Raw genomic sequence first — 25,597 nt, 5'->3', positions numbered from 1 at the left:
CACCGCCAGTACGCTGACGCCATGCGTGATCTAGGGGCGGGCTTCGGCTACTTGATACAGGGGCAGCGCTGGGTCGGCCGGCACGGACGGTGGTTCGGCTTCGGGCTGCTGCCCGGGCTGATCACCCTGGCGCTGTACGCGGCGGCCCTCGTCGGCCTCGGCTACGGCGCCGACGACCTGGTGGACTGGGCGACGCCGTTCGCCGACGGCTGGTCCTCGCCCTGGCTCGGCGTCTTCCGCACCACCCTGACCGTGCTGGTCTTCGGCCTCGGCCTCTTCCTCGCCGTGATCACCTTCACCGCGGTGACCCTGCTGGTCGGCCAGCCCTTCTACGAGTCGCTCTCCGAGCAGGTCGACCGCACGGAGGGCGGCGAGGTCCCCGAGTCCGGGCTGCCGCTCTGGCGGGAGCTGTGGATCTCCGCCCGGGACAGCCTCCGCATCCTGGTGCGGGTGGGGCTCTACTCGCTTCTGCTCTTCGCCCTCGGTTTCGTCCCGGTGCTCGGCCAGACGGTGATACCCGTCCTCGGCTTCTGCGTCACGGGCTACTTCCTCACCGAGGAGCTGACCGCCGTCGCGCTCCAGCGCCGCGGCATGGTGCTGCGGGACCGGCTCGCCCTGCTGCGGGGGCGGCGGATGCTGACCCTGGGCTTCGGCGTACCGCTGGGGCTGGCCTTCCTGGTGCCGTTCGTCGCCGTGTTCCTGATGCCGGGAGCCGTCGCCGGTGCCACCCTGCTCGCCCGCGACCTGACGGCCCCGGAGAGCGGGGACGGGGACGGCGACCCCGCCCCGTACACCCTCGACAAGGGCTGACCGCCCACGGGAGCGGCGGCCCGGTCGTGGTGGTACGACGGGCCGCCGGCCCACGGGCCGTCCCGGCGGTAAGGCGGGCGGCCCGTCCCGGTCAGGCGCCGTGCACCTCCAGGGCCGAGCGGACCGCCGACTCCAGCGCCCCCTCGATCCAGGCCGGCTTGACCGAGGTGTGGTCGCCCGCGAAGTGCAGCGGACCCTCCACCGCGCGTACATGGGCGAGGAGTTCGGTGTGCTGGCCGGGCAGCAGCACCGACGCCTCCCCGTACGCGTACGGGTCGCGCATCCACGACTGGGTGGCGCCGACGCCGGTGTAGAACACCTCGACCCGCTGCCCGTACACGTCCTGCACCCCGGCCAGGGTGAGCGGGTAGCGCTCGTCGTCGTCGAGCGAGTCCCACTTCAGGGCGTCGTCGGCCCAGCTGTACGAGGCGAGCAGGACGCCGCCCGCGCTGCCCTCCACCGGGTGCGAGGGCTGGTACATGAACCGGTTGGCGTTGTCGGTGACCGAGCCGCCGCCGATCACCCGGGCCGCCTCGGGCTGGTCGCGGGCGACGGTCCGGTGCGCCGCGTAGTGCACCCGCTGACCGGCGGGCAGATGACCGTTCGGGACGGAGGGGTGGGCGCCCAGCAGCGAGCCGTCGGCCGGTGCCCTGCCCTGCCGGTAGGCGTCGTACAGGCCGGGCCTGATCCGGTCCAGCTCCCGCTTCCAGTCCTTCTCCTCGAACTCCCACCAGCGGCGGCTGAATTCGAGCAGCACCTTGGTCGCCGCGTCGTAGTGGACCTCGGTGATCGCCCGCCGCTTGCCGTACGAGAGCGCGGGCGCGACGGGGATGTGGCGCAGCCCGGAGAACGGCACGGTGATGATGGCCCGGTCGCCGCGGAAGGTCTGGCGGACCAGCGGCTTGCCGTCGCGGCCCTCGGAGACCGTCTCGACCTCCACGCCGTGCTCGCCGTGGCTGATCCGGGTGACCCGGCGGTCCAGCTTCACCAGGCCCTTGACCCGCTCGTACATCGCGTCGGCGAGGACGCCGGTGCCGCCGGGCAGCTCGAAGAAGGAGGTGTCCGGGCTGATCAGGGAGGCGCCGATGAAGCTGTGCACGAAGGAGAGGTGGAGCCGGGAGGTCATGTTCTCGACCGAGCCGATCAGGTCGATCGTGCGCTCGTCGAGCTTGGCCGCCTCGGTCAGGAAGCGGAACATCGACCAGTGCCCGTACCGCTGGACGACCCGTGCCCAGCCCTCGACGAGCTCCCGGCCCTCCTTGCCCTCGAACTCCCTGCGCACCGGGGCGAACGCCTCCCGCACGATCTGCGCGGCGGGCTTGTCCTCGAACGAGGCGGGCACGCCGAACGTACGGTTCACCTTCCGGGGGTTCTTCGCGTACTCGGCCTTGCGCATCCGGACGCCGTTGACGTGCAGCCAGGTGTGGTTGACCGGGCGGCCGTGGGCGTCGACGTCCACCAGGTGGAAGGGGCGGCGCTTCAGGCCGAACCCGTCCATCAGCCCGGTGACCAGCGGATGACTGTCGGGGATGCGCATCGCGCCGGCCTCGGCGTACTGCTTCGGGTCGGCGAACGGTGCCTCGGCGCGCTCGTGGCCGCCCCGGCGGAAGGTCTTGATCCGGCCGCCGACGCGGTTGCCGTTGGCCTCGATGACGGTGACGGTGTGCCCGGCGCGGTGGAGCAGATGGGCGGCGGTGAGCCCGGCCGGGCCCGCCCCGACGATCAGCACCTTCTTGGGGGCCCGGCGGCCGCGCGGCAGCCCCTTGGAGAGCAGGATCTCGCGGTAGCGCGGCACCAACGGCCGGTCCTGGGCGTCGCGTACGAGGATGGCGCGGGCGACGGAGAGGCAGGTCTCCCAGTCCGAACCGGCGGCCGCGGCGGCGAGCGGCGCGGTGTCCGCAGCGGTGCCGGTGGCGGCGTGCGCGGTGCCGGGGCCGGTGGCGGCGGTCACGGCCAGCGCGGCGGCACCGGCGGTGGCGCCCGAGAGCAGGGTACGGCGGGAGGTCAGGCCGGATGACGGGCCTGCGGGCGTGGAAGTCATGCGGTCAACCTTGGGGCGCCCGCCGGGGTGCCCGACGCCCGGACGCGCGTAGACCGGCCCCGAATCACCCGCAGGTGGCGGGGGTTCGGGCATCCCGTCCCCACCGCCCCGCGGCGGGTGTCATGATGAGCGGTTCTCCGGAACTCCGGCTTCCGGAGGGGGAGTTGGGGCATTTGCCCTACCCGGCCCCGTTGTTGCCCCCGGTGTCCGCAGCAGCGTCAGGAAGTCCTCGAAGGCCGCGGGCATGTCCACCGACTCCGGGTCCAGCAGCCACTGGTACTGGAGCCCGTCCAGCACCGCGACCAGCAGCGGGGCCGCGCGCTCCGGGGTCAGCCCGCCCGGCAGTCGCTCGCCGTACTCCGCGCGCAGGATCGCCGCCATGCTCGCCCGGACCTGTGTGTAGCGGCGGGTGAAGAACTCCCGCGCCGGATGGCCCTCCGTCACGCTCTCGCCCAGCAGTGCCGAGAAGGTCTGGACGATGCCGGGCCGCATCGCGTTGTACTCCACCAGCGAGGCCAGCAGCTCGACCGGCCAGACGCCGTCGCTCCGGGAGGAGGCGCCGGGGTCCCACTGGTCGCGCTCCGCCAGCACGGCGAGCAGCAGCGCGTCCTTGGTGGGGAAGTAGTGCAGCAGCCCCTGCTGGCTGAGGCCGACCCGCTCGGCGACGGCGCTCAGCGAGGCGCCCCGGTAGCCCCGCTCGGCGATCACCTCCAGCGCCGCCCGGACGATCTCCGCCCGCCGCTCCGTACTTCTGCCCCGCACCATCGCCCCGGCCCCTCTCGGCGCTCGTCCACCCCCGTACGGGGACCGTACGTCATCCCCGTAAATAACATAAAGGTAACGAAACCTACTGGCCTACCTGGTCCGGGGTCAGTATGGAGTCGGCACACAGCAACCGAATCCGACAGCACAGAATCCGACGCGGAGGTACGGCCGTGGCAGACGCGCCCACACCCACCCACCCCGACGAGCTCCGCGAGGCGGCGGTCGAAGCGGCGCTCGCCGCGCTGGGCCTCGACGACAAGGCGCGGCTGCTGGCCGGTCAGGACATGTGGTCGCTGCCCGCACTGCCCGCCGTGGGGCTCGGCCCGCTGGTGATGTCCGACGGGCCGATCGGCGTCCGGGGCGTCGCCTGGAGCGCCGACGACCCGTCCGTGGCCCTGCCCTCACCGACCGCGCTGGCCGCCACCTGGGACCCCGCCCTGGCCCGCCGCGCCGGCCGGCTGCTCGCCCAGGAGGCCCGCCGCAAGGGCGTCCACGTCCTCCTCGCCCCGACCGTGAACCTCCACCGGTCCCCGCTCGGCGGGCGCCACTTCGAGACGTACAGCGAGGACCCGTACCTCACCGGCGAGATCGGCACCGGCTATGTGCGCGGGGTGCAGGACGGCGGGGTCGGCACCACCGTCAAGCACTACGTCGCCAACGACGCCGAGACGGACCGCTTCACCGTGGACAACGTCGTCGCCCCGCGGACCCTGCGGGAGATCTACCTCGCGCCCTTCGAGCGGATCGTCGCAGGCGCCCACCCGTGGGGCATCATGGCCGCCTACAACCGGGTCAACGGCACCACCATGACCGAGCACCACTACCTGCTGAACACGGTGCTGCGCGGCGAATGGGGCTTCGACGGCTGCGTCGTCTCCGACTGGCTGGCCGCCCGCTCCACCGCCGCCACCGCCAACGGCGGCCTCGACATCGCCATGCCCGGCCCGAAGACGGTGTACGGCAAGGCCCTCGCCGAGGCGGTACGGGCCGGAGAGGCGGCGGAGCCCGTCGTCGACGGCGCCGTCCGCAACGTGCTGCGGCTGGCCGCCCGCGTCGGCCTCCTGGACGGCGCCCCGCCCGCCGTCGCCCCGGCCGACCTCCCGGCGGAGACCGACGGCGACGCGCTGGCCCGCGAGATCGCCCGCCGCTCCTTCGTCCTGGTGCGCAACGAGACGCGCGACGGGCGCCCCGCCCTCCCCGTCGACCCGGCGGCCGTCCGCACCGTCGCGGTCAGCGGGGCCCTCGCCCGCGACGCCCGGGTCCTCGGCGGCGGCTCCGCCCAGGTCTTCCCCGACCATGTCGTCACCCCGCTCGACGGCCTGCGCGCCGCCCTCCCCGAAGGCACCGTCGACTACCGCGTCGGCGCCGACCCCAACACCGAACTCACCCCCGCCGACCAGGGCTTCGAGCTGCGCGCCGTCTGCCGCGACGCGACCGGCGCCGTCATCGGCTCCGCCCCGCTGCCCGGCGGCACGGTCCAGTGGATCGGCGACGACCTCCCCGAAGGCGTCACCCGAGCCGCCCTGCACAGCGTCGAGATCACCGGAACCTTCGTCCCGCGCGACAGCGGCGAGCACGTCTTCGGCACCCGGGGCACCGGCGCGCTCACCCTCACCGTCGCGGGCGAGACCCTGTACGACGAGGTGCACCGGGTCGTCTCCGCCGACCCCGGCGAGGCGTTCTTCGGCAACCCGCTGGAGCGCGGCCGGATCACCCTCATCGCCGGCGAGCCCGTCGAGGTCTCGCTGCGCCAGCTCCCCGAGACCCTCGGCGACGACGCGCCCGTCCTGGGCGTCTCGTTCGCCCTCTGCCACCTCGGCCCGCGCCGCGACCCGGCCGAACTGATCGCCGAGGCCGTGGAGTCGGCCCGCGCCGCCGACACCGCGATCGTCGTCGTCGGCACCACCGAACGCGTCGAGTCCGAGGGCTTCGACCGCACCGACCTCCGCCTCCCCGGCCACCAGGACGAACTGGTCCACGCCGTCGCCGCCGCCAACCCGAACACCGTGGTGATCGTCAACTCCGGTTCCCCGGTGGAGCTTCCGTGGCGCGAGGAGGTCGCCGCCGTGCTGCTCGCCTGGTTCCCGGGGCAGGAGGCGGGACACGCGCTGGCCGACGTCCTGCTCGGCGCCGCCGAACCGGGCGGCCGGCTCCCCACCACCTGGCCGGTCGCCCTCGCCGACGTACCGGTCGCGAACACCACCCCCACCGGCGGCCGACTCCCTTACGACGAGGGCGTATTCGTCGGCTACCGGGCCTGGGAGAAGGCCGGCGCCACGCCCGCCTACCCGTTCGGCCACGGACTCGGCTACACCACCTGGGCGTACGAGAACCTCACCGCGGGCCCGGACACGGCCACCGTGCGCGTCCGCAACACCGGCACCCGGCCGGGCGCCGAGACCGTCCAGATCTACCTGGCGCCCCGCCAGGACACCGCGGACCGCCCGGCCCGCAGGCTCGTCGGCTTCGCCCGCGCCGAGGCGGCACCCGGCGAGAGCACCGAGGTGACGATCGCCCTGGACCCGCGCGGCTACGAGATCTGGGACGAGGACGCGTACGGCTGGACCCGGCTGCCCGGCGGCTACGAGGTCCAGGCGGCCCGCTCGCTCGCCGACGTACGCCTGACGGCGGCCGTGGAGATCGGCGCGTAACGGGCCTCAGCGCACCGAGAAGCCGTACACCGTCGTCGAGACGGACTCCTCGCCCGGCCGGAGCACCGTGCTCGGGAACTCCGGCCGGTTCGGGGAGTCCGGGAAGTGCTGGGTCTCCAGCGCGACCCCGGCGCACGGGCCGAACGGGCGCCCGTCGAAGTGGTCCGCCGTGTAGAGCTGGAGCCCCGGCTCCGTCGTCGTCACCGTCAGCACCCGCCCCGAGCCCGCGTCGTACAGCTCGGCCGCCGGACCCGCGCCCGGCGCGTCCAGCACGAAGTTGTGGTCGTAGCCCGCACCGACCGGCACCGGCTCGCGGAAGTCGAACCGGGTCCCGGCCACCGGCAGCAGCTCACCGGTCGGCAGCGACTCGGCGTCCACCGGGGTGATCCGCCCGGCCGCGATCCGCAGCACCTGGCCCAGCGCGCTGCCGCCGCCCGCACCCGCCAGGTTCCAGTACGTGTGGTTCGTCAGGTTCAGCACGGTCGGCGCGTCGGTCGTCGCCCGATAGGTGATCCGCAGCGCCCCGCCCGCCTCCAGGGTGTACGCGGCACGCACCGCCAGGCGGCCCGGGAAGCCCTCCTCGCCGTCCTCGGAGAACAGCGACAGCTCGACACCGTCCGCCACCTCGTCGGCCCGCCAGACGCGCTTGTCGAAGCCGACGCTCCCGCCGTGCACCTGGTTGCGCCCCTCGTTCGGCGTCAGCCGGTACGTCCGCCCGTCCAGCTCGAAGCGGGCCCCGCCGATCCGGTTCGCGTACCGCCCGACCAGCGCGCCGAAGTACGGGCCGGTGAACGTCCGGTACCCGTCCAGGTCCGGCAGCCCGAGCGCGATCTCCGCCCGCGCCCCGTCCCGGTCCGGCACCTCGACCGACTGGACGATCCCGCCGTACGTCAGCACCCGCACCCGCGTGCCGTCCCGCTCCAGCGTCCAGCGGTGCACCGGGGTGCCGTCCGCGAGAGTGCCGAAACCGTCCGCCCGTACCGCCGTACCCGAACCCGAACCCGTGATCATGATCCGCAAGCTTATGCGGGAGGCCGGGCGGCGGTGACGTTGCGGTAGGCGATCTCCGCCAGCCGGGCCTGCCCGTCGCGCCCCGGATGGAACCAGTCCCACCGGCTGAGCTGCCGGCCGGTGAACGGGTAGTCGAAGACCGCGCCGCCGTCGTAGCGGCAGAGCCGGTCCTTCCCGCAGACGTCCCGGAGCACCTCGTTGTACGCCACCACCCGCTCCCGCACCTCCGCGCGCCGGGCCGTCGCCTCCGGGCCCAGGTCGTCGGCGTCGCCCAGCATCGACGGGCAGATCCCCAGCTTCCAGATCTGCTTGCCCAGCGCGTTGTCGCGCCCCGTCGACCAGAGCCGCTTGAGGTCCGGCACGCTCGACACGTACACCTGCGCCTTGGGCGCACCGGCCCGCAGCTGCCGCATCGACGCCTCGAACGAGCTGCGGAAATCGGCCACCGGGGTCATGTGCCGGACGGAGTCCCGGCAGGCGTCGTTGGCGCCGATCATCACCGTCACCAGATCGGGCCTCTCCTGCGCGGCCAGCGCCATCTGCTCCGGCAGCTGAGCCATCCGGGCCCCCGTCCGGGCGTGGTTCCAGCTCTGCGAGGCGGCCTTGGTACCGCCGAGCAGCCGCACCGCCAGGCTGCGCACCTCGCCGTCGGTGCCGGTCGCCCAGGAGACCTCCGGGCAGTCCGCCAGCACCGAGCAGGCGTCGAAGCCCCGGGTGATGGAGTCGCCCACCGCGGCCACCGACCCCGGCTTCCGGTCCCAGACCGGTGCGGGCCGGGCGGCGGCCCCCTTCGTCGTGCTCTCCGCACCGGAGTCGCAACCGGCCAGCGCCGCCGTACCGAGCAGACAGGCCGCCGCCAGCAGGGCCGCGGCGGCACGGGGACGGCCGGCGGCGGTACGCGGACGGGCGGCAGCGGTGTGCGGACGGGCGGCGGCGCTGTGCGGACGGTGGCGGGAAGAGCGGTCCTGCATGCCGTGGTCCCCTCGGTTATGCCCCCGGCAACCCCTGGTGGCACCGGTCGGAAGGCCCCGACGCCCTGGCGGGTGAAAGCTGAGCGAAGGAAGGGCCCAGGACCGACCGTACGTCACACCGGGGCCCCCGCCGCGCGGTAGCTTTTCCTCGTCGGACCGGCGGCGCTGTCCCCCACTCGGCTCCACTTGAGTGGCTTTCCGGAAATCACACCACGTCACATACTGTCCTTTTTCAGGAGCTTCACCCCGATGCTGTTTACTGATGACAACCTCGGGATCCGGCCGATAATCGACGGTTCGGACGCGAGGCCGCAGGAGAAGACGAACTTCGTTCCACACTGGAGGTCCCGGTGACGACACGTGGAGTTCTGTACGTTCACTCCGCACCGCGCGCGCTCTGCCCCCACGTCGAATGGGCGGTCGGGGGTGTTCTCGGCGTCCGGGTCCAGCTCGACTGGATCAGACAGCCCGCCGCGCCCGGCACCTGGCGGTCCGAGTTCTCCTGGCAGGGCCGCGCCGGCACGGCGTCCAAGCTGGCCTCCGCGCTGCGGGGCTGGGACATGCTGCGCTTCGAGGTGACGGCCGAGCCGAGCGCCGCGGCGGAGGGCGAGCGCTACAGCTCCACGCCGGGCCTGGGCATCTTCCATGCCGTCACCGGGGTCCACGGCGACATCCTGGTGCCCGAGGACCGGTTGCGGGCCGCGCTGGCCCGCTCGAAGCAGGGCGAGAGCGATCTGGCGGCCGAGATCGCCAAGCTGCTCGGCAAGCCCTGGGACGACGAGCTGGAGTCCTTCCGGCATGCGGGCGAGGGCGCCCCGGTCCGCTGGCTCCACCAGGTGGTCTGAGCACGACACGGCCGAGGCCCGCCTCCCCACGCGCGGGGAAGGCGGGCCTCGGCCGTGTGCCGGTGCGCGGGCCGGGGGAACCGGACCGCGAGGCGGGTCAGACGCTGCGGAAGGCCAGCACCACGTTGTGGCCGCCGAAGCCGAACGAGTTGTTGATCGCGGCGATCGAGCCCTGCGGCAGCGCCCGGGGCGTGTCGCGCACGATGTCCGCGTCCACGTCCTCGTCGAGCTGGTCGACGTTGATCGTCGGCGGGGCCATCCGGTTGACCAGCGCCAGCACCGTCGCGACGGTCTCGATGCCGCCCGCGCCGCCGAGGAGGTGACCGGTCATCGACTTCGTGGCCGAGATCGCGACGTGGTCGAGGTCGTCGCCCAGGACCTTGCGCAGCGCCTTCACCTCGGCGATGTCGCCCTGCGGGGTCGAGGTGGCGTGCGCGTTGAGGTGCACGACCTCGGACGGCTTGAGGTCCGAGTGGTCCAGCAGGTCCTCCAGCGCGGCGGCGATGCCCCGGCCGGTCGGCTCGGGCTGCGCGATGTGGTGGGCGTCGGCGGAGAGGCCCTGGCCCAGCACCTCGCAGTAGACCTTGGCGCCGCGCGCGGCGGCGTGCTCCGCGGACTCCAGGACCACGACCCCGGCACCCTCGCCGAGGACGAAGCCGTCACGGCCGGTGTCGTACGGGCGGGAGGCCTTCTGGGGCTCCTCGTTGTTCTTGGACATCGCCATCATGTTGGCGAACGCGACGATGGGCAGCGGGTGGATCGCCGCCTCGGTGCCACCGGCGAGGACCACGTCGGCGCGGCCGGTGCGGATCATCTCGACCGCGTACCCGATCGCCTCGGCGCCCGAGGCGCAGGCCGAGACCGGCGTGTGCACACCGGCGCGGGCGTTGACCTCCAGGCCGACGTTGGCCGCCGGGCTGTTGGGCATGAGCATGGGAACGGTGTGCGGGGAGACGCGGCGTACGCCCTTCTCCTTGAGCACGTCGTACTGGTCGAGCAGGGTGGTCACACCGCCGATGCCGGAGGCGATGACCGCGCCCAGCCGCTCGGGCCGGACCTTCTCGTCCTCGTCGCCGGCCCGGCCGGTGTAACCGGCGTCGTTCCACGCCTCGCGGGCCGCGATCAGCGCGAACTGCGCCGAGCGGTCCAGCTTGCGGGCGAGCGGACGGGGCAGTACGTCGCCCGGGTCGACGGCCGCGCGGGCCGCGATCCGGACGGGCAGCTCGGCGAAACGTTCGCCCTCGAGGGGCCTGACACCGGAACGACCGGCCATCAGACCTTCCCAGGTCGACGCCGAGTCGCCACCCAGCGGAGTGGTTGCGCCGATACCGGTGACGACCACGGTGCGATTGGTCGAGTTCACTGGAAAATCTTCTCCACGTGTAGAGGGTCGTGAATCAGCGGCGCCACCGCCGGGTGGCGACACAGGGGCAGGCCGGATCAGGCCTGGTGCTTCAGGATGTAGTCGGCGGCGTCGCCGACCGTCTTGAGGTTCTTGACGTCCTCGTCGGGGATCTTCACGTCGAAGCGCTCCTCGGCGGCGACGACGACCTCGACCATGGACAGCGAGTCGACGTCCAGGTCGTCGGTGAAGGACTTGTCCAGCTTGACGTCCTCGGTCGGGATGCCGGCGATCTCGTTGACGATGTCGGCGAGGCCCTCGACGATCTGATCCTGGGTGTGAGCCATTTTGACGCTCCTTAGAGGTTTAGTAGCAGGTTGAGGCTGGTGGGACCGAACGGCCCGGTGTGCCTAGGGGAGGGTAACGACCGTCGCGGCGTAGACGAGACCCGCCCCGAAGCCGATGACGAGAGCGGTGTCGCCGCTCTTCGCCTGACCGGTCGCCAGAAGCCGCTCCATGGCGAGCGGGATCGAGGCGGCGGAGGTGTTGCCGGTGGTCTCCACGTCGCGGGCGACGACCACGTTCTCCGGCAGCTTCAGGGTCTTCACCATCGAGTCGATGATCCGCATGTTGGCCTGGTGCGGGATGAAGACGTCCAGGTCCTGCGGGGCGATCCCTGCCGCGTCCAGCGCCTGCTGGGCGACCTTCGCCATCTCGAAGACGGCCCAGCGGAAGACCGCCTGGCCCTCCTGCGTGATGGCCGGGAACTTGACGTTCCCCTCGGCGTCCAGCGGCAGCTGGAACCCGTCGCCGGAACGGAACGCGTCCCAGGCGACGGTCTGCTTGATGGTCTCGGACTTGTCGCCCTCGGAGCCCCAGACGGTCGGGCCGATGGCCGGCACCTTGGAGGGGCCGACGACGACCGCTCCGGCGCCGTCGCCGAACAGGAAGGCCGTCGCACGGTCCGACTTGTCGGTGAGGTCGCTCAACCGTTCCACGCCTATGACCAGCACGTACTCCGCCGAACCCTCGACGATCATGCCCTTGGCGAGGGTCAGCCCGTAGCCGAAGCCCGCGCAGCCGGCCGAGATGTCGAAGGCGGCGGGCTTGCCCGCGCCGACCAGGTGGGCGATCTCGGTCGCGATGGCCGGGGTCTGCTTGAAGTGCGAGACGGTGGAGACGATCACGGCACCGATCTGCTCGGGCGAGATCCCGGCGTCCGCGATGGCCTTGCCGGACGCCTCCACGGACATCGCGGCCACGGTCTCCTCCTCGGAGGCCCAGTGGCGGGTGGCGATGCCCGAACGCGAGCGGATCCACTCGTCGGACGAGTCGATCGTTTCGAGGATCACCTCGTTGGGCACGACCCGGGTCGGCCGGTAGCCGCCGACCCCCATGATCCGTGCGTACGGGGCGCCCTGGCTGGGCTTGATCTTCGACATCTCTCTCGCTCCTTAGGCGCCCGCGTGCTCGGCGATGAGAGCACGGGCCGCGTCGAGGTCGTCGGGGGTCTTGAGCGCGACCGTCTTCACACCGGGCAGCGCGCGCTTCGCGAGCCCCGTGAGCGTGCCGCCGGGGCACGCCTCGACGAGCGCCGTGACACCCAACTCCTTGAAGGTCTCCATGCACAGGTCCCAGCGGACCGGGTTGGCGACCTGGCCGACCAGCCGCGAGAGGACCTCGTCACCGGTGGCGACGGCCTTGCCGTCGGCGTTCGACACGTACGTCACGGCCGGGTCGGCGGGGGTCAGCGCCGCGGCGGCCTCGCGCAGCCGCTCGACGGCGGGGGCCATGTGGTGCGTGTGGAAGGCGCCGGCGACCTTGAGCGGGACCACCCGTCGCACCCCCTCCGGCGGGGCGGCGACCAGCGCGGCGATCTGCTCGGCGGTGCCCGCGGCCACGATCTGGCCGGCGCCGTTGACGTTGGCCGGGGTCAGCCCCAGCTTCTCCAGGTGCACGACCGAGGTGTCGGGGTCACCGCCCAGCAGGGCGGCCATGCCGGTCTCGGTGACCGCGGCGGCGTCGGCCATCGCGAGCCCGCGGGTACGGACGAGGCGGAGGGCGTCCTCCTCGCCGATGACCCCGGCGAGGGCGGCGGCGGTGATCTCACCCACGCTGTGGCCCGCGACGACGGCCGGCGACGCGCCGAGCGCGGCGGCGGACAGCAGCCCCGCGGCGACCAGCAGCGGCTGCGCCACCGAGGTGTCACGGATCGCCTCCGCGTCGGCCTCGGTGCCGTAGTGGACGAGATCGAGCCCGATGGCGTCCGACCAGGCCGCGACGCGGTCCGCGGCACCGGGGAGGTCGAGCCAGGGGGTCAGGAAGCCGGGCGTCTGAGCGCCTTGGCCAGGAGCGACGAGTACGAGCACCCTCACACTCTCTCTTGTGAACGGTTCCGAAGACCCGTGGGGACAGGGACGAAGAACGGTAGGGGGAATTGTTGGGGTCCGACAAAAGTTTAGGGCTGCTGATCCCGCGCGGCCAAGCGCCCCAGAATCAGGGCGATCCGCAGCGTGAAGGCCGAGCGGACATCGGACGGCGACCACCCGGTGACGTCCGTCACACGTCGCAGCCGGTAGCGCACGGTGTTCGGGTGGACGAAGAGCATCCTGGCCGCGCCTTCCAGACTGCTCGCCTGCTCCAGATAGACACTCAACGTTTCGAGCAGCGCGGATCCCGCTTCCTCCAGCGGTCTGTAGATCTCCTCCACCAGCTGATCGCGTGCGGCCGGATCGCCCGCCATCGCCCGCTCCGGGAGCAGGTCGTCGGCGAGCACCGGGCGGGGGGCGTCCTGCCAGGCGCAGGACGCCTTGAGCCCGGCCGCCGCCGCCTGCGCGGACCGGGTCGCCGCCAGCAGGTCCGGCACCACCGGACCGGCCACCACCGGACCCGCCGCATACGGGCCGATCAGCGCCTTCGCCACGTGTATCGGGTTGTTGCTGCCCCCCGCGATGACCACCAGCCGGTTCCCCAGCACCCCGGTCAGGACCTGGAGCTTCGCGTGCCGGGCGGCCCGCCGGATCGCCTCCACGGTCAGCTCGCTGTCCCCGTCCGGGGCGGTGCCGAGCACCACGCACACGTGCTCGGGGGAGTTCCAGCCGAGCGCTGCCGCCCGCGACACCGCGCCCTCGTCGGCCTCGCCGGACAGCACCGCGTTGACCACCAGCGACTCCAGCCGGGCGTCCCAGGCGCCGCGCGCCTCGGCGGCCTGGGCGTACACCTGGGCGGTCGCGAAGGCGATCTCCCGGGCGTAGACGAGCAGCGCCTCGCGCAGTACCGACTCGTCGCCGGGCGCCGCGACCTCCTCGATCGCGGCCTCCATCACCTCGATCGTGGTCCGCACCATCTCGACGGTCTGCCGCAGCGTGATCGCCCGGGTCAGCTCGCGCGGAGCCGTCCCGAACACATCGGTGGAGATCGCCTGCGGGGTCTCCGGATGCCGGAACCACTCGGTGAACGCCGCGATACCGGCCTGGGCCACCAGGCCGATCCAGGACCGGTTCTCCGGGGGCATCGCCCGGTACCACGGCAGCGACTCGTCCATGCGGGCGATCGCGTTCGCGGCGAGCCGGCCGGACGACTGCTCCAGACGTTTCAGGGTCGCCGCGTGCAGATGGGCGGCGGTGGCATCGGGCTGCTCAGGATCGGGTCGGGACACGCAGACAAGATTGCCTCATCCGGCGACGGACACGGAGCGCCGGGGCCGCCACGGGGTGTACCGGCGGGTAGGGAGCCCACGGGGCGATCCGCGCGCCCCGCCGTGGTCAGGGGGCGGGTGGCCCCGCGCACGCCCCGGCCGGGCTACCGTGGCCCGGTGATCTCCGTACACCGCGCCGAGGACCGTTACCTGGGCGGCGACCGGGCGGCAGGCATCCTGTCCCGGCACGCCTTCTCCTTCGCCGGCTTCTACGACCCGGACAACCTCCGCTTCGGCCCGCTCATGGCCTGCAACACGGAACGGCTGGAGCCCGGCGCCGGTTTCGAGGAGCATCCGCACAGCCATACGGAGATCGTCACCTGGGTCGTCGAGGGCGAGCTGACCCACCGCGATTCCACCGGCCACGCCACCCGCGTACGCCCCGGCGACCTCCAGCACCTCAGCGCCGCCTCCGGCGTCCGCCACGTCGAACGCAACGACGGAGACACCCCGCTGACCTTCGTCCAGATGTGGCTGGCCCCCCTCGAACCGGGCGGCGAGCCCGCGTACACCGTCGTCCCCGGCCCGGTCCGCGCGGGTGACCCGTACGCCGTACCGGCCGCCGGAGCCGTGCTCCACGCGCTCCGCCCGGCGGCGGGGGAGCGGGTCGGGCTGCCGGACGCGCCGAAGGTGTACGTCCAGGTGGTGTCCGGCACGGTACGGCTCGGCGGCGAGGAGCTGGGGCCGGGCGACTCGGTACGGATCAGCGGCGAGCCGGGGCTGAGCCTGCTCGCGGACGGCCCGGCGACCGAGGTCCTGGTCTGGGAATTCGCGGGCTGAGGCCCTGCGGGTGCACGGCCAACGATGTGGCTGGGGCCAAAGGGTCGCGCGTGGCGTGGGAGAGCTGCCGCAGTCTTTCGGCGTCAGCCAACCGCTCCACAGGGGGAGACCCATGAAGCACTTCAAGCGCGCACTCGCGGGCGGCACCACGTCGATCGCTCTCGCGGCGGGCCTGCTGGCGGGGGCCGCCGCGGGGTCGGCGTCGGCCGTCGAGGCGGCGAGTGCCCGGTACGGGTGCAACTCCGGATCCGCGTGCATCTACCCGGAGGGCGTCTTCGACTACCGGAACAGCAAGCCGACCAACCAGTACTTCCAGGCCGGTGTCCACAAGCTCTACTCCCAGGAGGGCTACCACTGGATCTACAACAACCAGACCGACGGCTGGACCATCCGGATGTGCACGGGGAGCAACGGCACGGGATGCGAAGCCCCCATCCCTCCGGGCGGCGGTGTGTGGATGAACCTCACCCCGATCAACTCGGTCGTCATCCAGCCTTAGCCGTAGCGGTAGTCGGCTCCCACCGTCCGGGGCCGGTCCTCCGCGCACCGGTCCGGGGCGGTGGGCCCGAAGAGCGTCACGCCGGGCCCGGTCCCGGGCCGTGGTCCCCGCGCCACATCGACCACATCGGCGGCCCCAACCGGAAGGCCATCTCCTCGTGCACGGCGAACCCGTGCCGCTGATAGAAGGTGAGGTTGCGGCGGTTGCTGGACTCCAGGAAGACCGGCCGCCCGTCCGCGTCCGCCCGCTCCAGCAGCCCGCCCAGCACCCGCGCCCCGCGCCCGGTGCCGCGCGCCTCGGCCCGGGTGCCGATGTACTCCACGTACCAGTGCTCGGGCCCGGCCGGATGGCGGTGCTCCATGGTGAACAACCGCCCGATGGTGCGCGGGAGTTGGGCCCGCGTCGCGCGCAGCAGCGGCCCCGCGTTCCGCAGCAGGTACGTCGCCGGGAGCTTCCAGGCCCCGGGCTCCGCCCACACCGCCGCGACGGTGCGTTCCGGATCGGTCCACACCCGCCCGGCCGGGACCTGCTGGGCCAGATGCGCGGTGAACAGCAGCCGCAGCCGCCGGTCCCGGTCACGCGGCATCAGCCAGCTCCAGACGGGGTCCTCGGCGTACGCGTCGGCGAGCACGGCGGCGAGCGCGGGGACGTCGGCGGCGGTCGCGCGGACTATGTCGGCCATGGCCGAGGAGTGTAGGTCCGCCCGTGCGGCAGAGGCCATGGGTGCGGCCGGTGCGAAGCACCTGTTGATCGGATCACCTGAGCGAAATCCGGGAAGAAGGGGGCGTTCGTACGGGCTCCAGGTCGCCTGCGCCGGAACCGGGCAGATCGTTCTGTCTGTGACGGGCGAGGACCGTGCCCGTCGTAGGATCGACTGCGACGGTGCTCCGGTCCACCAGCGAATCACGGCACCGGCGACCACGGTCGTGATCAAGGCCGAGGCGGCTTCGGGAGCCACGGGAATGGTGGGCTGGCGGCTGGACAGGGTCACGGAGTAGAGAGAACGGCCGATTCCGCCGCGCGAGGTCTACCGGCCACCGCCCCGGCCCAGCACAATCGTCCTTATGCCGACCGCCCCGGGCACGCCGCCGCCCACGCACCACACGCCTGTCCGGCTCGCCCGGGGGTTCCTCACCGGTGGAGTGGCCGGGGCGTCGCTCGCTGCGCTCGTCGTGGGCGCGGTCGTCGAGAGCGTGCCGCTGTTCGTCACGGGGCTCGTCCTGCCCCTGGTGTACGGGGCGTTACTCTTCCTCGCCGGCGCGCCGAGACGTGCCCGCGAGGCGGCGGTCGTGCCCCGGAAGGCGCTCGCGGTGATCGAGACCCTGGAGGCCGTCGGGGGCGAGTCGAGCGACGTGCCGGTGCGGTTCGGGCTCACGGTCGTACCGGACGACGGGGCGCCGTTCCGGGTGCAGTTCACGCAGGACGTCAACCTCGTCGAGCTGCCCGACTACCGGCCGCGCGGTGTTGTGGTCGTCCAGTACCCGCCGGACCGGCCGTGGCAGGTGCGGATCGTCAAGCGGCCGACACCGGAGTGGGCGGACCGGGCGGCCTTGGCCCGCTTCGACGCGGTGCCCGGGGCCGGGGCGGCCCGGTGGGCCGAGCCGCCGGAGGGTCGCGCCGACGGCCTGGTCGCGCTTCTCGGGCTGCTGGTCGGCGCGCTCGCCGTGGTCCTGCTCTTCCGCGCGGACCTCTTCGGTACGGACCCCTCCGGCCGGGACGGTGCCACGGAACCAGGGCCCTCCGCCTCCTCCACGGCGCCGACCACGGTCGTGTCGTCGGCGTCCGGAACGGTCACCCTGGGGCCGGGACGGTCGTTCCTCGACAAGGGCGAACTGGCGCGTGCCGTGGGCTCGTTCACCGAGGGCGGGCGGGCGCGCCGGGCACTCACCCTCGTCGTACAGGAACGCATGCTGACGGTGGTCTTCCTGCCGTCCGGGACACCGGCCCCGGGGTTCGCCCCCGGTGCGCTGCCCCGCGACCGCTTCCCCGCCCTGGTCGAGGAGGCCACGACCACCCTCGGCGTCCGCTCCCCGCAAACGTGGCAGATCACCGCCGACCGCCTCACCGGCTCCCTCGTCGTCAGGGTCGTCGTGACCGGTCCCGACGGAGTGGCGTCCCTGGAGGCGAACGGACAGGGCGAGGTGGTGCGGCGCGCACCCGTACGGTGACGCGCCCGGGACCACACCGCTCCGGACGGCGGCCGTCCCTCGGACTCTCGAAGTGGCAGGAGAGGAAAACGGATGGGCTGGCACGGATATCTGGCGCTGTGGGGCGGTGTGTGCGGCACGGTCGCGCTGGTCGGCCTCGGGCGGTCGCTGGCCGGGGCGACCCGGGAGCAGCGCACGGTGCGGACGAGGGGGCGGATCGAGTGGGTGGGGGAGCCCCGGCACGGCAGCTCCCCGAGCGACGGGATACCCGTGGTCGTCACCTTCCAGGACCCCGCCACCGGGCAGGAGTTCACCGTCACCAACGACGGCGACCGGGGCGAGCGGATCGGCGCGGCCTGGACGGGCCGGGAGATCGGCGTCCACTACCCGCCCGGCAGACCGCACGCCCACCGGTTCACCAGCGACCTCTCCGGGGGCGGGTGCGGTCTGGGTGTGCCGCTCTTCGCGCTCTTCCTCGCCTACGCTGGACTGGTCGTCGCCGCCGCGATCGAGCGGGGCTGGCCGTGGGCCGTGCTCGGCTTCTGCGGGCCGTGGGCCCTCTCCGGCATGTACCACCTGCCCGGGAACGTCCGCGACAGGAACCGTCGGCTGGACGAACTGGCCGGCCTGACCGCCGTACCCGGCCGTGTCGTCGCCGTGCTCAAGAACGTCAGCGTCGACGCCGACGACGGCCACGTCTCCACCCGCCTGGTGCCGGTCCTCGCCTTCACCACCCTCGACGGCAGGGCCGTCACGGCCTACCGCGAGTCGGGGCTGCGGGACCCCGCCGGATCGCGGGGCCGGGACGTCACGGTCCACTACGACCCCGACGACCCGGCCGTCTTCGTCCTGGACCCCGACGCCGAACGCCGGTCCCGCAAGCGCGACTTGGTCATCGACGTCGTGGTCCTTCTGGCCGTGCTGGCGGCGGCCGTGGTGGGAGCGGTGGCGCTGTGACGCGGGGGACGGCCGGGGGCCCGGGGCCCGCGCACCGGGCGTCCCTTCCGAGGGCACCATAGGGGCATGGAGTTCCTCTGCTACCACCGTGACCGCCCTGGCTCCCTGCCGCTCCGCCACGAACTGCTGGAAGAGCACTGGTCCTACATGGACCGGTACGCGAAGGAGATGATCGCCCGGGGCCCGACCCTCACCGACGACCGCGAATCGCCCACGGGCAGTGTGCACATCGTCGACCTGCCCGATCCCGCCGCCGCCCGCGCGTTCGCCTTCGACGAACCGGGTTACCAGGCCGGTGTCTACCGGGACGTACTGCTGCGGCGGTGGCGCAACCTGCTGGGGCGCACCATGTGGGAGCTCCCCGGCGGTGGGACCGACGGCGACCTGTACCTGGTGCTCGGTCTCGGCGCGGGGCAGGCCGCCGACCTCGCCGTACCGGCCGACCGGGACCAACTGGTCGCCTACGGGCCGCTGCTCTCCGACGACGGTGCCGCCTGGCTCGGCACGGCGGTACTCCTCCGGGCACCGGACCCGGGGACGGCACGCACCGTCCTGACGGCGGACCGGTACGCCGACATCGAGGTGCACCCCTGGCAGTTCGGCGGACGGTCGTGACCTGACGCGCCCCGGCGTGGAGAGCGGACCGCGACGCCGACCATGGAAGGCTCGGGGGCCGGGGACCGGGGGCCGCGGGCCGGGCCGGACGGCGGTCGCCCGTTTGGACGGCTTGAGGTGCCCGGCGCGTCATGAAGGGGGAGCGTGGGGGAGTGAAGGGCGCGGTTCCGTTCGGGAGCCGTGCCCGGGCCGATCCAGCCTGCCGAGCGGTGAGCGGAAGACTCTTATGCCGGGAAGCGCCGAATGGGGAAGTCCGCCCCCCGTCCTGCCGGACCAGATCGCCGCGGCCGCGCGCAGGATGCTGCTGCCGCACCTGCGGGACGTCGTCGGCCGGATTCCCCCGCCGCTCCACACACCGTGCGCGTACTACTTCGGGTGGGTCGACGAAGCGGGGCGGACGGTGGCCTACCGGGGCCCCAGCTTCCGGGTCGTCACGCTCGTCCTGCTCAGCGCCGGTGTCGGGGGCGGCTCCTGGCGGCGGGCGCGGTCGGTGGCCGCCGCGTGTGCTCTCATCCACGGCTACGGTCTCATCTGCGACGACGTCATCGACGAGGACGCGGCGCGGCGTGGCGTTCCGACCGTGTGGAAGGCGTTCGGAGTGCCCACCGCCATCCTGGCCGCCGACACCCTGCTGACGATGGCCCTCACCGAACTGACCGAGCTGACCGAGCCGTCCGGGCGGACGCCGCCCGTCACCGCCGAAGTGCGGCGGGTCCTGCTCGACGCGATGCACGGGGCGTTCCGCGCGCAGGCCCTGGAAGCCCAGTACCAGCGACGCGGCGGGGCCTCCCTGCGGAAGGCGCTGGAGGTCGTCGACGGCAAGAGCTCCGACTGGGTGGCCGCCTGTTGCGAGGCCGGTGCGCTCCAGGGCGGAGCCGGCCCGGCCCGTGCGGAGCTGATGCGGTCCTTCGGGTGGCACCTGGGCAGGGTCATGCAGATGCGTGACGACCTTCTGGACGTCTACGGGGAACCCGGGAAGGACGTGCCGCCCCGGCGCGACGACCTGAGGGCCCGCAAGAAGACGAGCATCGTGTGTGCCGCCCTGGAGTCCGGCCACCCCTTCCAGGACGAGCTCGCCCTCTACTACCAGCGGCCCGACGGCCCGCACGACGGAGAACTCGGCCGCATGGCGGACCTCGTCGAGCGGTGCGGCGGACGCGACTGGGCCGAGCGCGCGATCGCCCACCACCTGAGGCAGGCCCGTTCCTGCGTGCGCCGCGCGGTGACGGACCGGCGGCTGGCGGAGCTGATGTGCGCCTACGCCGATCAGTTCACGCACCGGTCCGTCGGGGACGAGGCCATCGAGCCGGCCGGGCACCCGGTCGGCCCCGGTCCGTGACCGGAGACCGGCCCGCGCCCACCGCCTTTCCCGGTTCCACCTGGCCGAAGGCCGAAGGACGAAGGACACATGCCGAGCGACGTCGAGTTCCACATCCCCTTCCCCAGCGCCGTCAGCCCGGACGCCGCGGCGGCGGACGAACACCTCGTGCGGTGGGTTCTCGCGCAGAATCTGCTGGCACCGGGGCAGGCGGGCTACTTCGCGGCCATGCGGCTGGGGACCTGCGCCGCCCGTGTCTACCCCGGCGCCCGGGGCGAGGACCTCCACCTCGCCGCCGACCACATGGCTCTGTGCAGCCTCGTCAACGACCTCGTCGGCAGCACCGGTGGAGTACGGGCCGAGAACGCCGCCGAGGTCTGCCGCGACCTGCTGGCTCTCTTCGAACACGACGAACCGTCCCGCCCCGCCACGCCGGTGGGCGCCGCCTGGTGCGGTCTGTGGCAGCGCCTGCGCGACGGCATGCCGGAAGCGTGGCGAAGGCGCGTCCGCCAGGAGCACACCGCGGTCTTCGGCGCCTATCTCGGCCACCGCATCCGCCGCACGATGCCGACCGCCGACCAGTACCTCCGGCGGCGGTACGTCACCACCGGGCTGCCCCTGGGCCTGGCGATCGCCGAACGGGTCGAGCACTGGCACGCGCCGGAGTGGTTCCTGGGCACGCCACGTGCCCGCGCACTCCTCGAGGAGGCGACGAAGCTCGCCATCCTGCCGAACGACGTCTTCGCCGTCGAACGGGAGGAGAACCGGGGCGAGGTCGACAACATGGTGCTGGTCCTCGAAGCCGCCGGCCGTACCCGGGACGAGGCCGTCGCCGAGATCCGGGCGATGGTCCGGCACGCCGGCGAACGCTTCCGCCGGCTCACCGACCGACTGCCCGCCCACTACGACGACCTCGGGCTCGGCCCGGCCGACCGCACCGCGGCCGACACCTACGTGCGCGGGATGCGCCACATGTTCCGCGGCAACTACGACTGGATGATCACCGGCTCCGCCCGCTACGACCGAGGGGCCGCCTCCCTTGCCGTCGCCTCCGGCTACGAGGACGGCCCGGCCGTCGCCGGGGCGACGGCGTCCCGGGGGCGGGGCCCGGAGGGCGCCCGGCTCAGCGGCCGCCGCCGCGCAGCTCCGCGAGGACCGCGTCGGTGAACGGGGGCCACGCCTCGACGGCCCACGGGCCGAAGGCCCGGTCGGTCAGGGCGACGCACGCCGCGCCCGCGACGGGGTCGATCCACAGGAACGTCCCCGACTGCCCGAAGTGGCCGAAGGTCGCCGGGGACGACGAACCGCCCGTCCAGTGCGGGGACTTGGAGTCGCGGATCTCGAAGCCGAGGCCCCAGTCGTTGGGGTTCTGGTGGCCGTAGCCCGGCAGCACGCCCTTGAGGTCGGGGTGGACGACGGTCTGCGCGGCCGCCACCGTGCGCGGGTCGAGCAGGCGCGGGGCCTGCACCTCGGCGGCGAAGCGGACCAGGTCGTCGACGGTCGAGACGCCGTCCTTGGCGGGCGAGCCGTCCAGCGTGGTCGCCGTCATCCCGAGCGGTTCCAGCACGGCCTGGCGCACGTACTCCGGGAACGGGATGTCGGTGGCCTTGGCGATGTGGTCGCCGAGCACCTCGAAGCCCGCGTTGGAGTAGAGCCGCCGGGTGCCCGGCGCGGCCATGGCCCGGTGCTCGTCGAAGGCGAGCCCGCTGGTGTGCGCGAGCAGATGCCGTACGGTCGCGCCCTCGGGCCCGGCCGGCTCGTCCAGCTCGACCGCGCCCTCCTCGTACGCCACCAGCGCCGCGTAGGCCGCGATCGGCTTGGTGACCGAGGCCAGCGGGAAGCGGTGCGCGGTCGGGCCGTGCGTACCGACGACCGTGCCGTCCGCTCGTACGACGGCCGCCGCCGCGGTGGGGACGGGCCAGTTGTCGGTCATCGCCAGGCTCTGCATGCGTACGAGCGTAACGGGCGGGGGAGGACGGGCCCCGGGCGGATCAGGAGGACGGCGGGGTGGCCGCGTCGAAGCGGGCGCGGTGGGCGGCGATCTCGTCGTGGTGGGTGCCGGCCCAGTCGATCAGGGGGGTCACGGCGGAGAGCAGCGTGGTCCCCAGACCGGTCAGCGCGTACTCCACCCGAGGGGGCACCTCGGGGTAGGAGGTCCGGGTGACGAGCCCGTCGCGGCGCAGTTGGCGCAGGGTGTGCGTCAGCATCCGCTGGGAGACGCCGGGGACGGCGCGCTGGAGGTCGGTGTAGCGCAGCGGCCCGTCCTGGAGGGCGCTGATCACGAACACCGCCCACTTGTCGCCCGCCCGCTCGACGATCTGCCGGATGACCTCGCCGTTCTCGGCCGGCCAGCGGGCGCAGGGGCCGGGCGGGACGGGCCGGGGGACTGCCTCCATGGCCTGCGGCCCTCCTCTTCCGCACACGCGTGTGCCTTTTGTGGCGGACTCCGTACCCCTCCATCATGGCGCCGTACGGCCGGGCCCGGAGAACCGGCCCCGGGCCGCGCCCCCCACCTGAGGAGAACGACGATGCTGATGCATGCCGCGACCGTGTCCCGTTTCGGCGGCCCCGAGGCGGTCGGGATCACGGAGGTCCCGGTTCCCGCCCCGGGCCCCGGCCAGGTGCGGATCAAGGTGGCCGCGGCGGCGCTGAACCCGGTGGACGCGGCCATGCGCTCCGGCGTCTTCGGCGGCGCGGGTGAGCGGATCGGGCTGGGCTGGGACGTCGCCGGCGTGATCGACGCCGTGGGCCCGGGAGTGGAGCGGGTCCCCGGCGACCGGGTGATCGGCCTGTCCACCGGCCACCACACCCCGCTCGGCACGCACGCCGAGTACGTGGTGCTCGACACGGAGGCCGTCGCCCCGGCGCCCGCCCGCCTCGACGACGTACACGCGGCGACGCTGCCCCTCAACACGCTGTCCGCCGCCCAGTCGCTGGACATCCTGGCGCTGCGCCCCGGGCAGGGGCTGCTGGTCACCGGGGCCGCCGGTGCGGTCGGGGCCCACGCGGTGGAACTCGCGCACCTCCAGGGGCTGGGCGTCACCGCGCTCGCCTCGCCCGCCGACGAGGAGTTCCTCCGGTCCAGGGGCGCCGAGCACTTCCTGCCCCGGGGCGAGCGGCCCGCGCCGGGTGGCTGGGACGGTGTGCTGGACGCCGCGGGGCTGGGCGCGGAGGCGCTGGCCGCGGTCCGGGACGGCGGCGCCTACGTGGGCCTGTGGCCCGGCCGGGAGCCGTCGCCCGAGCGCGGTGTCCGGGTCGGCGCCCTGGACGTACGGGCCGACGCCGCCCGCCTCGCCGAACTGTCCCGCCTCGCCGACCGGGGCGAGGTGCTGGCCCGCGTCGCCGCGACCCACCCCCTCGCCGAGGCGGCCGAGGCCCACGCCCGCCTCGCCGAAGGCGGCCTGCGCGGCCGCATCGTCCTCGTACCCTGAGCACCGGGGCCTTCGGCCCGTTCCGCGCGGGGTGGCGGGGCGGAACCGGGGACGTGGTGGTGCCCTGGGTAGACGGACGCGCCTACTGGCCCGAATCCGGGCTCCAGTCGTTCGAACCGGACAATCCGCGGCACCTGCGGTCGCTGTCGGAATTGATCCGCCCCGAATAGCGGCCTCCCGCGCCGGGGTGTCCGGCGCGCTTGCTTCGAGTGCACTCCAAGGTTCTAGCGTGGAGGGCATGACGGTGATGGAGAGCACTTCCCCGAGGGTGGACGTCTGTACCGCGCCCCCGCAGCCCCATCCGCGTCCCGAGGGGCGGGACCGGTACACCATCAGCGAGGTCGCGGCCCTCACCGGCCTCACCGCGCACACTCTGCGCTGGTACGAGCGGATCGGGCTGATGCCGCACGTCGACCGGTCCCACACCGGCCAGCGCCGGTTCACCAACCGCGACCTCGACTGGCTGGCCTTCGTCGGCAAGCTGCGGATGACCGGGATGCCGGTCGCCGACATGGTCCGGTACGCGGAGCTGCTGCGCGAGGGCGAGCACACCTTCGAGGAACGGCAGGAGCTGCTGGAGGCGACCCGCCGCGACGTACGGACGCGGATCGCGGAGCTGCAGGACACCCTCGCCGTGCTCGACCACAAGATCGACTTCTATGCGAGCGCCCGGACGGCGCCGGAAAGGCCATGTGCCTGATGACTGAGGACAGGATCACCACGGTGGAGCTCGGCGACGGCGGCCCGCGGGTCGGTGTGCAGGGGCTCGGCTGCATGGGCATGAGCGAGTTCTACGGCGACACCGACGAGGCCGCGGCCCGCGAGACGCTGGAGACGGCGCTGGCGGCGGGCGTCACGCTCTTCGACACCGCCGACGTCTACGGCAGCGGCGCCAACGAGACCTTCCTCGCCGCGTTCGTCGGCGCGCACCGGGACGAGATCACCCTCGCCACGAAGTTCGCCATCGAGCGGCGGGACGACGACCCGCACTACCGGGGCGTGCGCAACGACCCCGCGTACATCCGCACGGCCGTCGAGGCCAGCCTGCGGCGGCTGGGCACCGACGTCATCGACCTCTACTACATGCACCGGCGCGACCCGGCCGTCCCGCTCGCCGAATCCGTCGGCGCGATGGCCGAGCTGGTCCGGCAGGGCAAGGTCAAGCACCTCGGGCTGAGCGAGGTGACCGGGGCCGAGCTGCGCGAGGCGCACGCGGTGCACCCGATCGCGGCGCTCCAGTCGGAGTGGTCGCTCTTCAGCCGGGACGCCGAGCGCAGCGCCGTACCGGCCGCCGCCGACCTGGGGGTGGCGCTCGTGCCGTACTCGCCGCTCGGCCGGGGCTTCCTCACCGGGGCGTTCACCGACGCGGCCAAGGAGCTGTCGGACGGCGACTTCCGGAAGCACCAGCCCCGCTTCACCGGTGACAACGCGAAGAAGAACGCCGCCCTGCTGGAGCCCGTCCACAAGATCGCCGCCGCGCACGGGGCGACGGCCGCGCAGGTCGCCCTCGCCTGGGTGCAGCAGCGCGCCCAGGTCCACCAGCTGGCCGTGGTCCCGATCCCCGGTACGCGCAGGAGCAGCCGGCTGCTGGAGAACGTCGCCGCGACCCGGCTCACCCTGGGCGCCGGGGAACTGGCCCTGCTGGAGCCGATCGCCGGCCTGGTGGCGGGCGACCGCTACCCGGACATGAGCAACACGGCCACGGCACGCGAATAGG

25 protein-coding genes are annotated in these 25,597 nt (G+C 73.3%); 13 read left to right on the top strand and 12 right to left on the bottom strand.

The window, feature by feature from the left end:
• Nucleotides 1-21 precede the first annotated feature (21 nt).
• Nucleotides 22-810, top strand: a complete 789-nt coding sequence (locus tag ACWC97_RS12105; protein WP_352275144.1) for an EI24 domain-containing protein — start codon at nucleotides 22-24, stop codon at nucleotides 808-810.
• A 91-nt stretch (nucleotides 811-901) separates the two neighbouring features.
• Here the strand turns inward: ACWC97_RS12105 and ACWC97_RS12100 are convergent, their stop codons facing one another.
• The gene (locus tag ACWC97_RS12100) at nucleotides 902-2,851 is read right to left on the bottom strand and encodes a flavin monoamine oxidase family protein (protein WP_352275142.1); all 1,950 of its coding nucleotides are present in this window, start codon (nucleotides 2,849-2,851) and stop codon (nucleotides 902-904) included.
• 120 nt (nucleotides 2,852-2,971) lie between these two features.
• Nucleotides 2,972-3,616: a TetR/AcrR family transcriptional regulator gene (locus ACWC97_RS12095; protein WP_450648969.1), complete on the bottom strand. Its 645-nt coding sequence runs from the start codon at nucleotides 3,614-3,616 to the stop codon at nucleotides 2,972-2,974.
• A 170-nt stretch (nucleotides 3,617-3,786) separates the two neighbouring features.
• Between ACWC97_RS12095 and ACWC97_RS12090 the strand changes: the two genes are divergently transcribed.
• On the top strand, nucleotides 3,787-6,267 hold the full coding sequence (locus tag ACWC97_RS12090; RefSeq protein ID WP_450648967.1) for a glycoside hydrolase family 3 protein: 2,481 nt from the start codon (nucleotides 3,787-3,789) through the stop codon (nucleotides 6,265-6,267).
• Between the two features lie 6 nt (nucleotides 6,268-6,273).
• Here ACWC97_RS12090 and ACWC97_RS12085 read toward each other — a convergent pair whose 3' ends face one another.
• Both ACWC97_RS12085 and ACWC97_RS12080 read right to left on the bottom strand, forming a co-directional pair.
• A complete protein-coding gene (locus ACWC97_RS12085; protein ID WP_450648965.1) occupies nucleotides 6,274-7,278 on the bottom strand; it encodes an aldose epimerase family protein in 1,005 nt (334 codons plus the stop codon).
• An 11-nt stretch (nucleotides 7,279-7,289) separates the two neighbouring features.
• Entirely contained in the window at nucleotides 7,290-8,249 is a 960-nt protein-coding gene (locus ACWC97_RS12080) for an SGNH/GDSL hydrolase family protein (protein WP_450648964.1), read from the bottom strand.
• A 350-nt stretch (nucleotides 8,250-8,599) separates the two neighbouring features.
• Here ACWC97_RS12080 and ACWC97_RS12075 point away from each other — a divergent pair, with 350 nt between their 5' ends.
• Nucleotides 8,600-9,094: a DUF3145 domain-containing protein gene (locus ACWC97_RS12075; RefSeq protein WP_450648962.1), complete on the top strand. Its 495-nt coding sequence runs from the start codon at nucleotides 8,600-8,602 to the stop codon at nucleotides 9,092-9,094.
• A gap of 97 nt (nucleotides 9,095-9,191) precedes the next feature.
• Here ACWC97_RS12075 and fabF read toward each other — a convergent pair whose 3' ends face one another.
• From fabF to ACWC97_RS12050, 5 genes are all read right to left on the bottom strand, one after another.
• Entirely contained in the window at nucleotides 9,192-10,457 is a 1,266-nt protein-coding gene (gene fabF, locus ACWC97_RS12070; protein ID WP_352275135.1) for a beta-ketoacyl-ACP synthase II, read from the bottom strand.
• A 77-nt stretch (nucleotides 10,458-10,534) separates the two neighbouring features.
• On the bottom strand, nucleotides 10,535-10,783 hold the full coding sequence (locus ACWC97_RS12065; RefSeq protein ID WP_352275134.1) for an acyl carrier protein: 249 nt from the start codon (nucleotides 10,781-10,783) through the stop codon (nucleotides 10,535-10,537).
• A 63-nt stretch (nucleotides 10,784-10,846) separates the two neighbouring features.
• Nucleotides 10,847-11,878 (bottom strand): beta-ketoacyl-ACP synthase 3, encoded by a 1,032-nt coding sequence (locus ACWC97_RS12060; protein WP_450648959.1) that lies wholly within the window; start codon nucleotides 11,876-11,878, stop codon nucleotides 10,847-10,849.
• Nucleotides 11,879-11,890: 12 nt separating this feature from the next.
• On the bottom strand, nucleotides 11,891-12,805 hold the full coding sequence (locus ACWC97_RS12055; protein ID WP_450648957.1) for an ACP S-malonyltransferase: 915 nt from the start codon (nucleotides 12,803-12,805) through the stop codon (nucleotides 11,891-11,893).
• A gap of 89 nt (nucleotides 12,806-12,894) precedes the next feature.
• Complete coding sequence (locus tag ACWC97_RS12050; RefSeq protein ID WP_352275131.1) at nucleotides 12,895-14,094, bottom strand: PucR family transcriptional regulator; 1,200 nt, start codon at nucleotides 14,092-14,094, stop codon at nucleotides 12,895-12,897.
• A 156-nt stretch (nucleotides 14,095-14,250) separates the two neighbouring features.
• Here ACWC97_RS12050 and ACWC97_RS12045 point away from each other — a divergent pair, with 156 nt between their 5' ends.
• Nucleotides 14,251-14,913 (top strand): pirin family protein, encoded by a 663-nt coding sequence (locus tag ACWC97_RS12045; RefSeq protein ID WP_450648955.1) that lies wholly within the window; start codon nucleotides 14,251-14,253, stop codon nucleotides 14,911-14,913.
• A 112-nt stretch (nucleotides 14,914-15,025) separates the two neighbouring features.
• Nucleotides 15,026-15,412: a hypothetical protein gene (locus ACWC97_RS12040; RefSeq protein ID WP_450648953.1), complete on the top strand. Its 387-nt coding sequence runs from the start codon at nucleotides 15,026-15,028 to the stop codon at nucleotides 15,410-15,412.
• A 76-nt stretch (nucleotides 15,413-15,488) separates the two neighbouring features.
• Here ACWC97_RS12040 and ACWC97_RS12035 read toward each other — a convergent pair whose 3' ends face one another.
• Nucleotides 15,489-16,094 (bottom strand): GNAT family N-acetyltransferase, encoded by a 606-nt coding sequence (locus ACWC97_RS12035; RefSeq protein WP_450648951.1) that lies wholly within the window; start codon nucleotides 16,092-16,094, stop codon nucleotides 15,489-15,491.
• A 382-nt stretch (nucleotides 16,095-16,476) separates the two neighbouring features.
• Here ACWC97_RS12035 and ACWC97_RS12030 point away from each other — a divergent pair, with 382 nt between their 5' ends.
• The 5 genes from ACWC97_RS12030 (at nucleotide 16,477) to ACWC97_RS12010 (ending at nucleotide 21,616) form a co-directional block, all read left to right on the top strand.
• Complete coding sequence (locus ACWC97_RS12030; RefSeq protein ID WP_450648949.1) at nucleotides 16,477-17,580, top strand: hypothetical protein; 1,104 nt, start codon at nucleotides 16,477-16,479, stop codon at nucleotides 17,578-17,580.
• A gap of 72 nt (nucleotides 17,581-17,652) precedes the next feature.
• A complete protein-coding gene (locus ACWC97_RS12025) occupies nucleotides 17,653-18,516 on the top strand; it encodes a DUF3592 domain-containing protein (RefSeq protein WP_450648947.1) in 864 nt (287 codons plus the stop codon).
• 66 nt (nucleotides 18,517-18,582) lie between these two features.
• Nucleotides 18,583-19,131 carry a YciI family protein gene (locus tag ACWC97_RS12020; protein ID WP_450648945.1) on the top strand — a complete coding sequence of 183 codons (549 nt, stop codon included), beginning with the start codon at nucleotides 18,583-18,585 and terminating at the stop codon, nucleotides 19,129-19,131.
• Nucleotides 19,132-19,357: 226 nt separating this feature from the next.
• Nucleotides 19,358-20,470: a polyprenyl synthetase family protein gene (locus ACWC97_RS12015; protein ID WP_450648943.1), complete on the top strand. Its 1,113-nt coding sequence runs from the start codon at nucleotides 19,358-19,360 to the stop codon at nucleotides 20,468-20,470.
• Nucleotides 20,471-20,539: 69 nt separating this feature from the next.
• A complete protein-coding gene (locus tag ACWC97_RS12010) occupies nucleotides 20,540-21,616 on the top strand; it encodes a terpene synthase family protein (RefSeq protein WP_450648941.1) in 1,077 nt (358 codons plus the stop codon).
• On the opposite strand, the gene ACWC97_RS12005 is transcribed toward ACWC97_RS12010, so the two are convergent.
• A complete protein-coding gene (locus ACWC97_RS12005) occupies nucleotides 21,573-22,397 on the bottom strand; it encodes a serine hydrolase domain-containing protein (RefSeq protein ID WP_450648939.1) in 825 nt (274 codons plus the stop codon). The genes ACWC97_RS12010 and ACWC97_RS12005 overlap by 44 nt on opposite strands.
• 43 nt (nucleotides 22,398-22,440) lie before the next feature.
• On the bottom strand, nucleotides 22,441-22,845 hold the full coding sequence (locus ACWC97_RS12000) for a winged helix-turn-helix transcriptional regulator (RefSeq protein ID WP_392278946.1): 405 nt from the start codon (nucleotides 22,843-22,845) through the stop codon (nucleotides 22,441-22,443).
• A 138-nt stretch (nucleotides 22,846-22,983) separates the two neighbouring features.
• On the opposite strand from ACWC97_RS12000, the gene ACWC97_RS11995 reads away from it, so the two are divergent.
• The 3 genes from ACWC97_RS11995 to ACWC97_RS11985 all read left to right on the top strand — a co-directional run bounded on the left by ACWC97_RS11995 (nucleotide 22,984) and on the right by ACWC97_RS11985 (nucleotide 25,596).
• A complete protein-coding gene (locus tag ACWC97_RS11995) occupies nucleotides 22,984-23,880 on the top strand; it encodes an NADP-dependent oxidoreductase (protein ID WP_450649246.1) in 897 nt (298 codons plus the stop codon).
• Between the two features lie 238 nt (nucleotides 23,881-24,118).
• Nucleotides 24,119-24,580: a MerR family transcriptional regulator gene (locus ACWC97_RS11990; RefSeq protein ID WP_352275119.1), complete on the top strand. Its 462-nt coding sequence runs from the start codon at nucleotides 24,119-24,121 to the stop codon at nucleotides 24,578-24,580.
• Entirely contained in the window at nucleotides 24,580-25,596 is a 1,017-nt protein-coding gene (locus ACWC97_RS11985; protein WP_450648937.1) for an aldo/keto reductase, read from the top strand. Before ACWC97_RS11990 ends, ACWC97_RS11985 begins: the two co-directional genes overlap by 1 nt.
• The last annotated feature ends 1 nt before the right edge of the window (nucleotide 25,597 follow it).

Source organism: Streptomyces sp. NPDC001108, assembly GCF_053598535.1.
This window is presented reverse-complemented; position numbering and strand designations above follow the sequence as displayed.

Excerpts from the sequence above, each read along its gene's own strand:
- ACWC97_RS12105 (WP_352275144.1), top strand. The coding sequence starts at position 22 with ATGCGTGATCTAGGGGCGGGCTTCGGCTACTTGATACAGGGGCAGCGC.
- ACWC97_RS12100 (WP_352275142.1), bottom strand. The coding sequence starts at position 2,851 with ATGACTTCCACGCCCGCAGGCCCGTCATCCGGCCTGACCTCCCGCCGT.
- ACWC97_RS12095 (WP_450648969.1), bottom strand. The coding sequence starts at position 3,616 with ATGGTGCGGGGCAGAAGTACGGAGCGGCGGGCGGAGATCGTCCGGGCG.
- ACWC97_RS12085 (WP_450648965.1), bottom strand. The coding sequence starts at position 7,278 with ATGATCACGGGTTCGGGTTCGGGTACGGCGGTACGGGCGGACGGTTTC.
- ACWC97_RS12080 (WP_450648964.1), bottom strand. The coding sequence starts at position 8,249 with ATGCAGGACCGCTCTTCCCGCCACCGTCCGCACAGCGCCGCCGCCCGT.
- ACWC97_RS12065 (WP_352275134.1), bottom strand. The coding sequence starts at position 10,783 with ATGGCTCACACCCAGGATCAGATCGTCGAGGGCCTCGCCGACATCGTC.
- ACWC97_RS12060 (WP_450648959.1), bottom strand. The coding sequence starts at position 11,878 with ATGTCGAAGATCAAGCCCAGCCAGGGCGCCCCGTACGCACGGATCATG.
- ACWC97_RS12040 (WP_450648953.1), top strand. The coding sequence starts at position 15,026 with ATGAAGCACTTCAAGCGCGCACTCGCGGGCGGCACCACGTCGATCGCT.
- ACWC97_RS12035 (WP_450648951.1), bottom strand. The coding sequence starts at position 16,094 with ATGGCCGACATAGTCCGCGCGACCGCCGCCGACGTCCCCGCGCTCGCC.
- ACWC97_RS12030 (WP_450648949.1), top strand. The coding sequence starts at position 16,477 with ATGCCGACCGCCCCGGGCACGCCGCCGCCCACGCACCACACGCCTGTC.
- ACWC97_RS12025 (WP_450648947.1), top strand. The coding sequence starts at position 17,653 with ATGGGCTGGCACGGATATCTGGCGCTGTGGGGCGGTGTGTGCGGCACG.
- ACWC97_RS12020 (WP_450648945.1), top strand. The coding sequence starts at position 18,583 with ATGGAGTTCCTCTGCTACCACCGTGACCGCCCTGGCTCCCTGCCGCTC.
- ACWC97_RS12015 (WP_450648943.1), top strand. The coding sequence starts at position 19,358 with ATGCCGGGAAGCGCCGAATGGGGAAGTCCGCCCCCCGTCCTGCCGGAC.
- ACWC97_RS12010 (WP_450648941.1), top strand. The coding sequence starts at position 20,540 with ATGCCGAGCGACGTCGAGTTCCACATCCCCTTCCCCAGCGCCGTCAGC.
- ACWC97_RS12005 (WP_450648939.1), bottom strand. The coding sequence starts at position 22,397 with ATGCAGAGCCTGGCGATGACCGACAACTGGCCCGTCCCCACCGCGGCG.
- ACWC97_RS12000 (WP_392278946.1), bottom strand. The coding sequence starts at position 22,845 with ATGGAGGCAGTCCCCCGGCCCGTCCCGCCCGGCCCCTGCGCCCGCTGG.
- ACWC97_RS11995 (WP_450649246.1), top strand. The coding sequence starts at position 22,984 with ATGCATGCCGCGACCGTGTCCCGTTTCGGCGGCCCCGAGGCGGTCGGG.
- ACWC97_RS11990 (WP_352275119.1), top strand. The coding sequence starts at position 24,119 with ATGACGGTGATGGAGAGCACTTCCCCGAGGGTGGACGTCTGTACCGCG.
- ACWC97_RS11985 (WP_450648937.1), top strand. The coding sequence starts at position 24,580 with ATGACTGAGGACAGGATCACCACGGTGGAGCTCGGCGACGGCGGCCCG.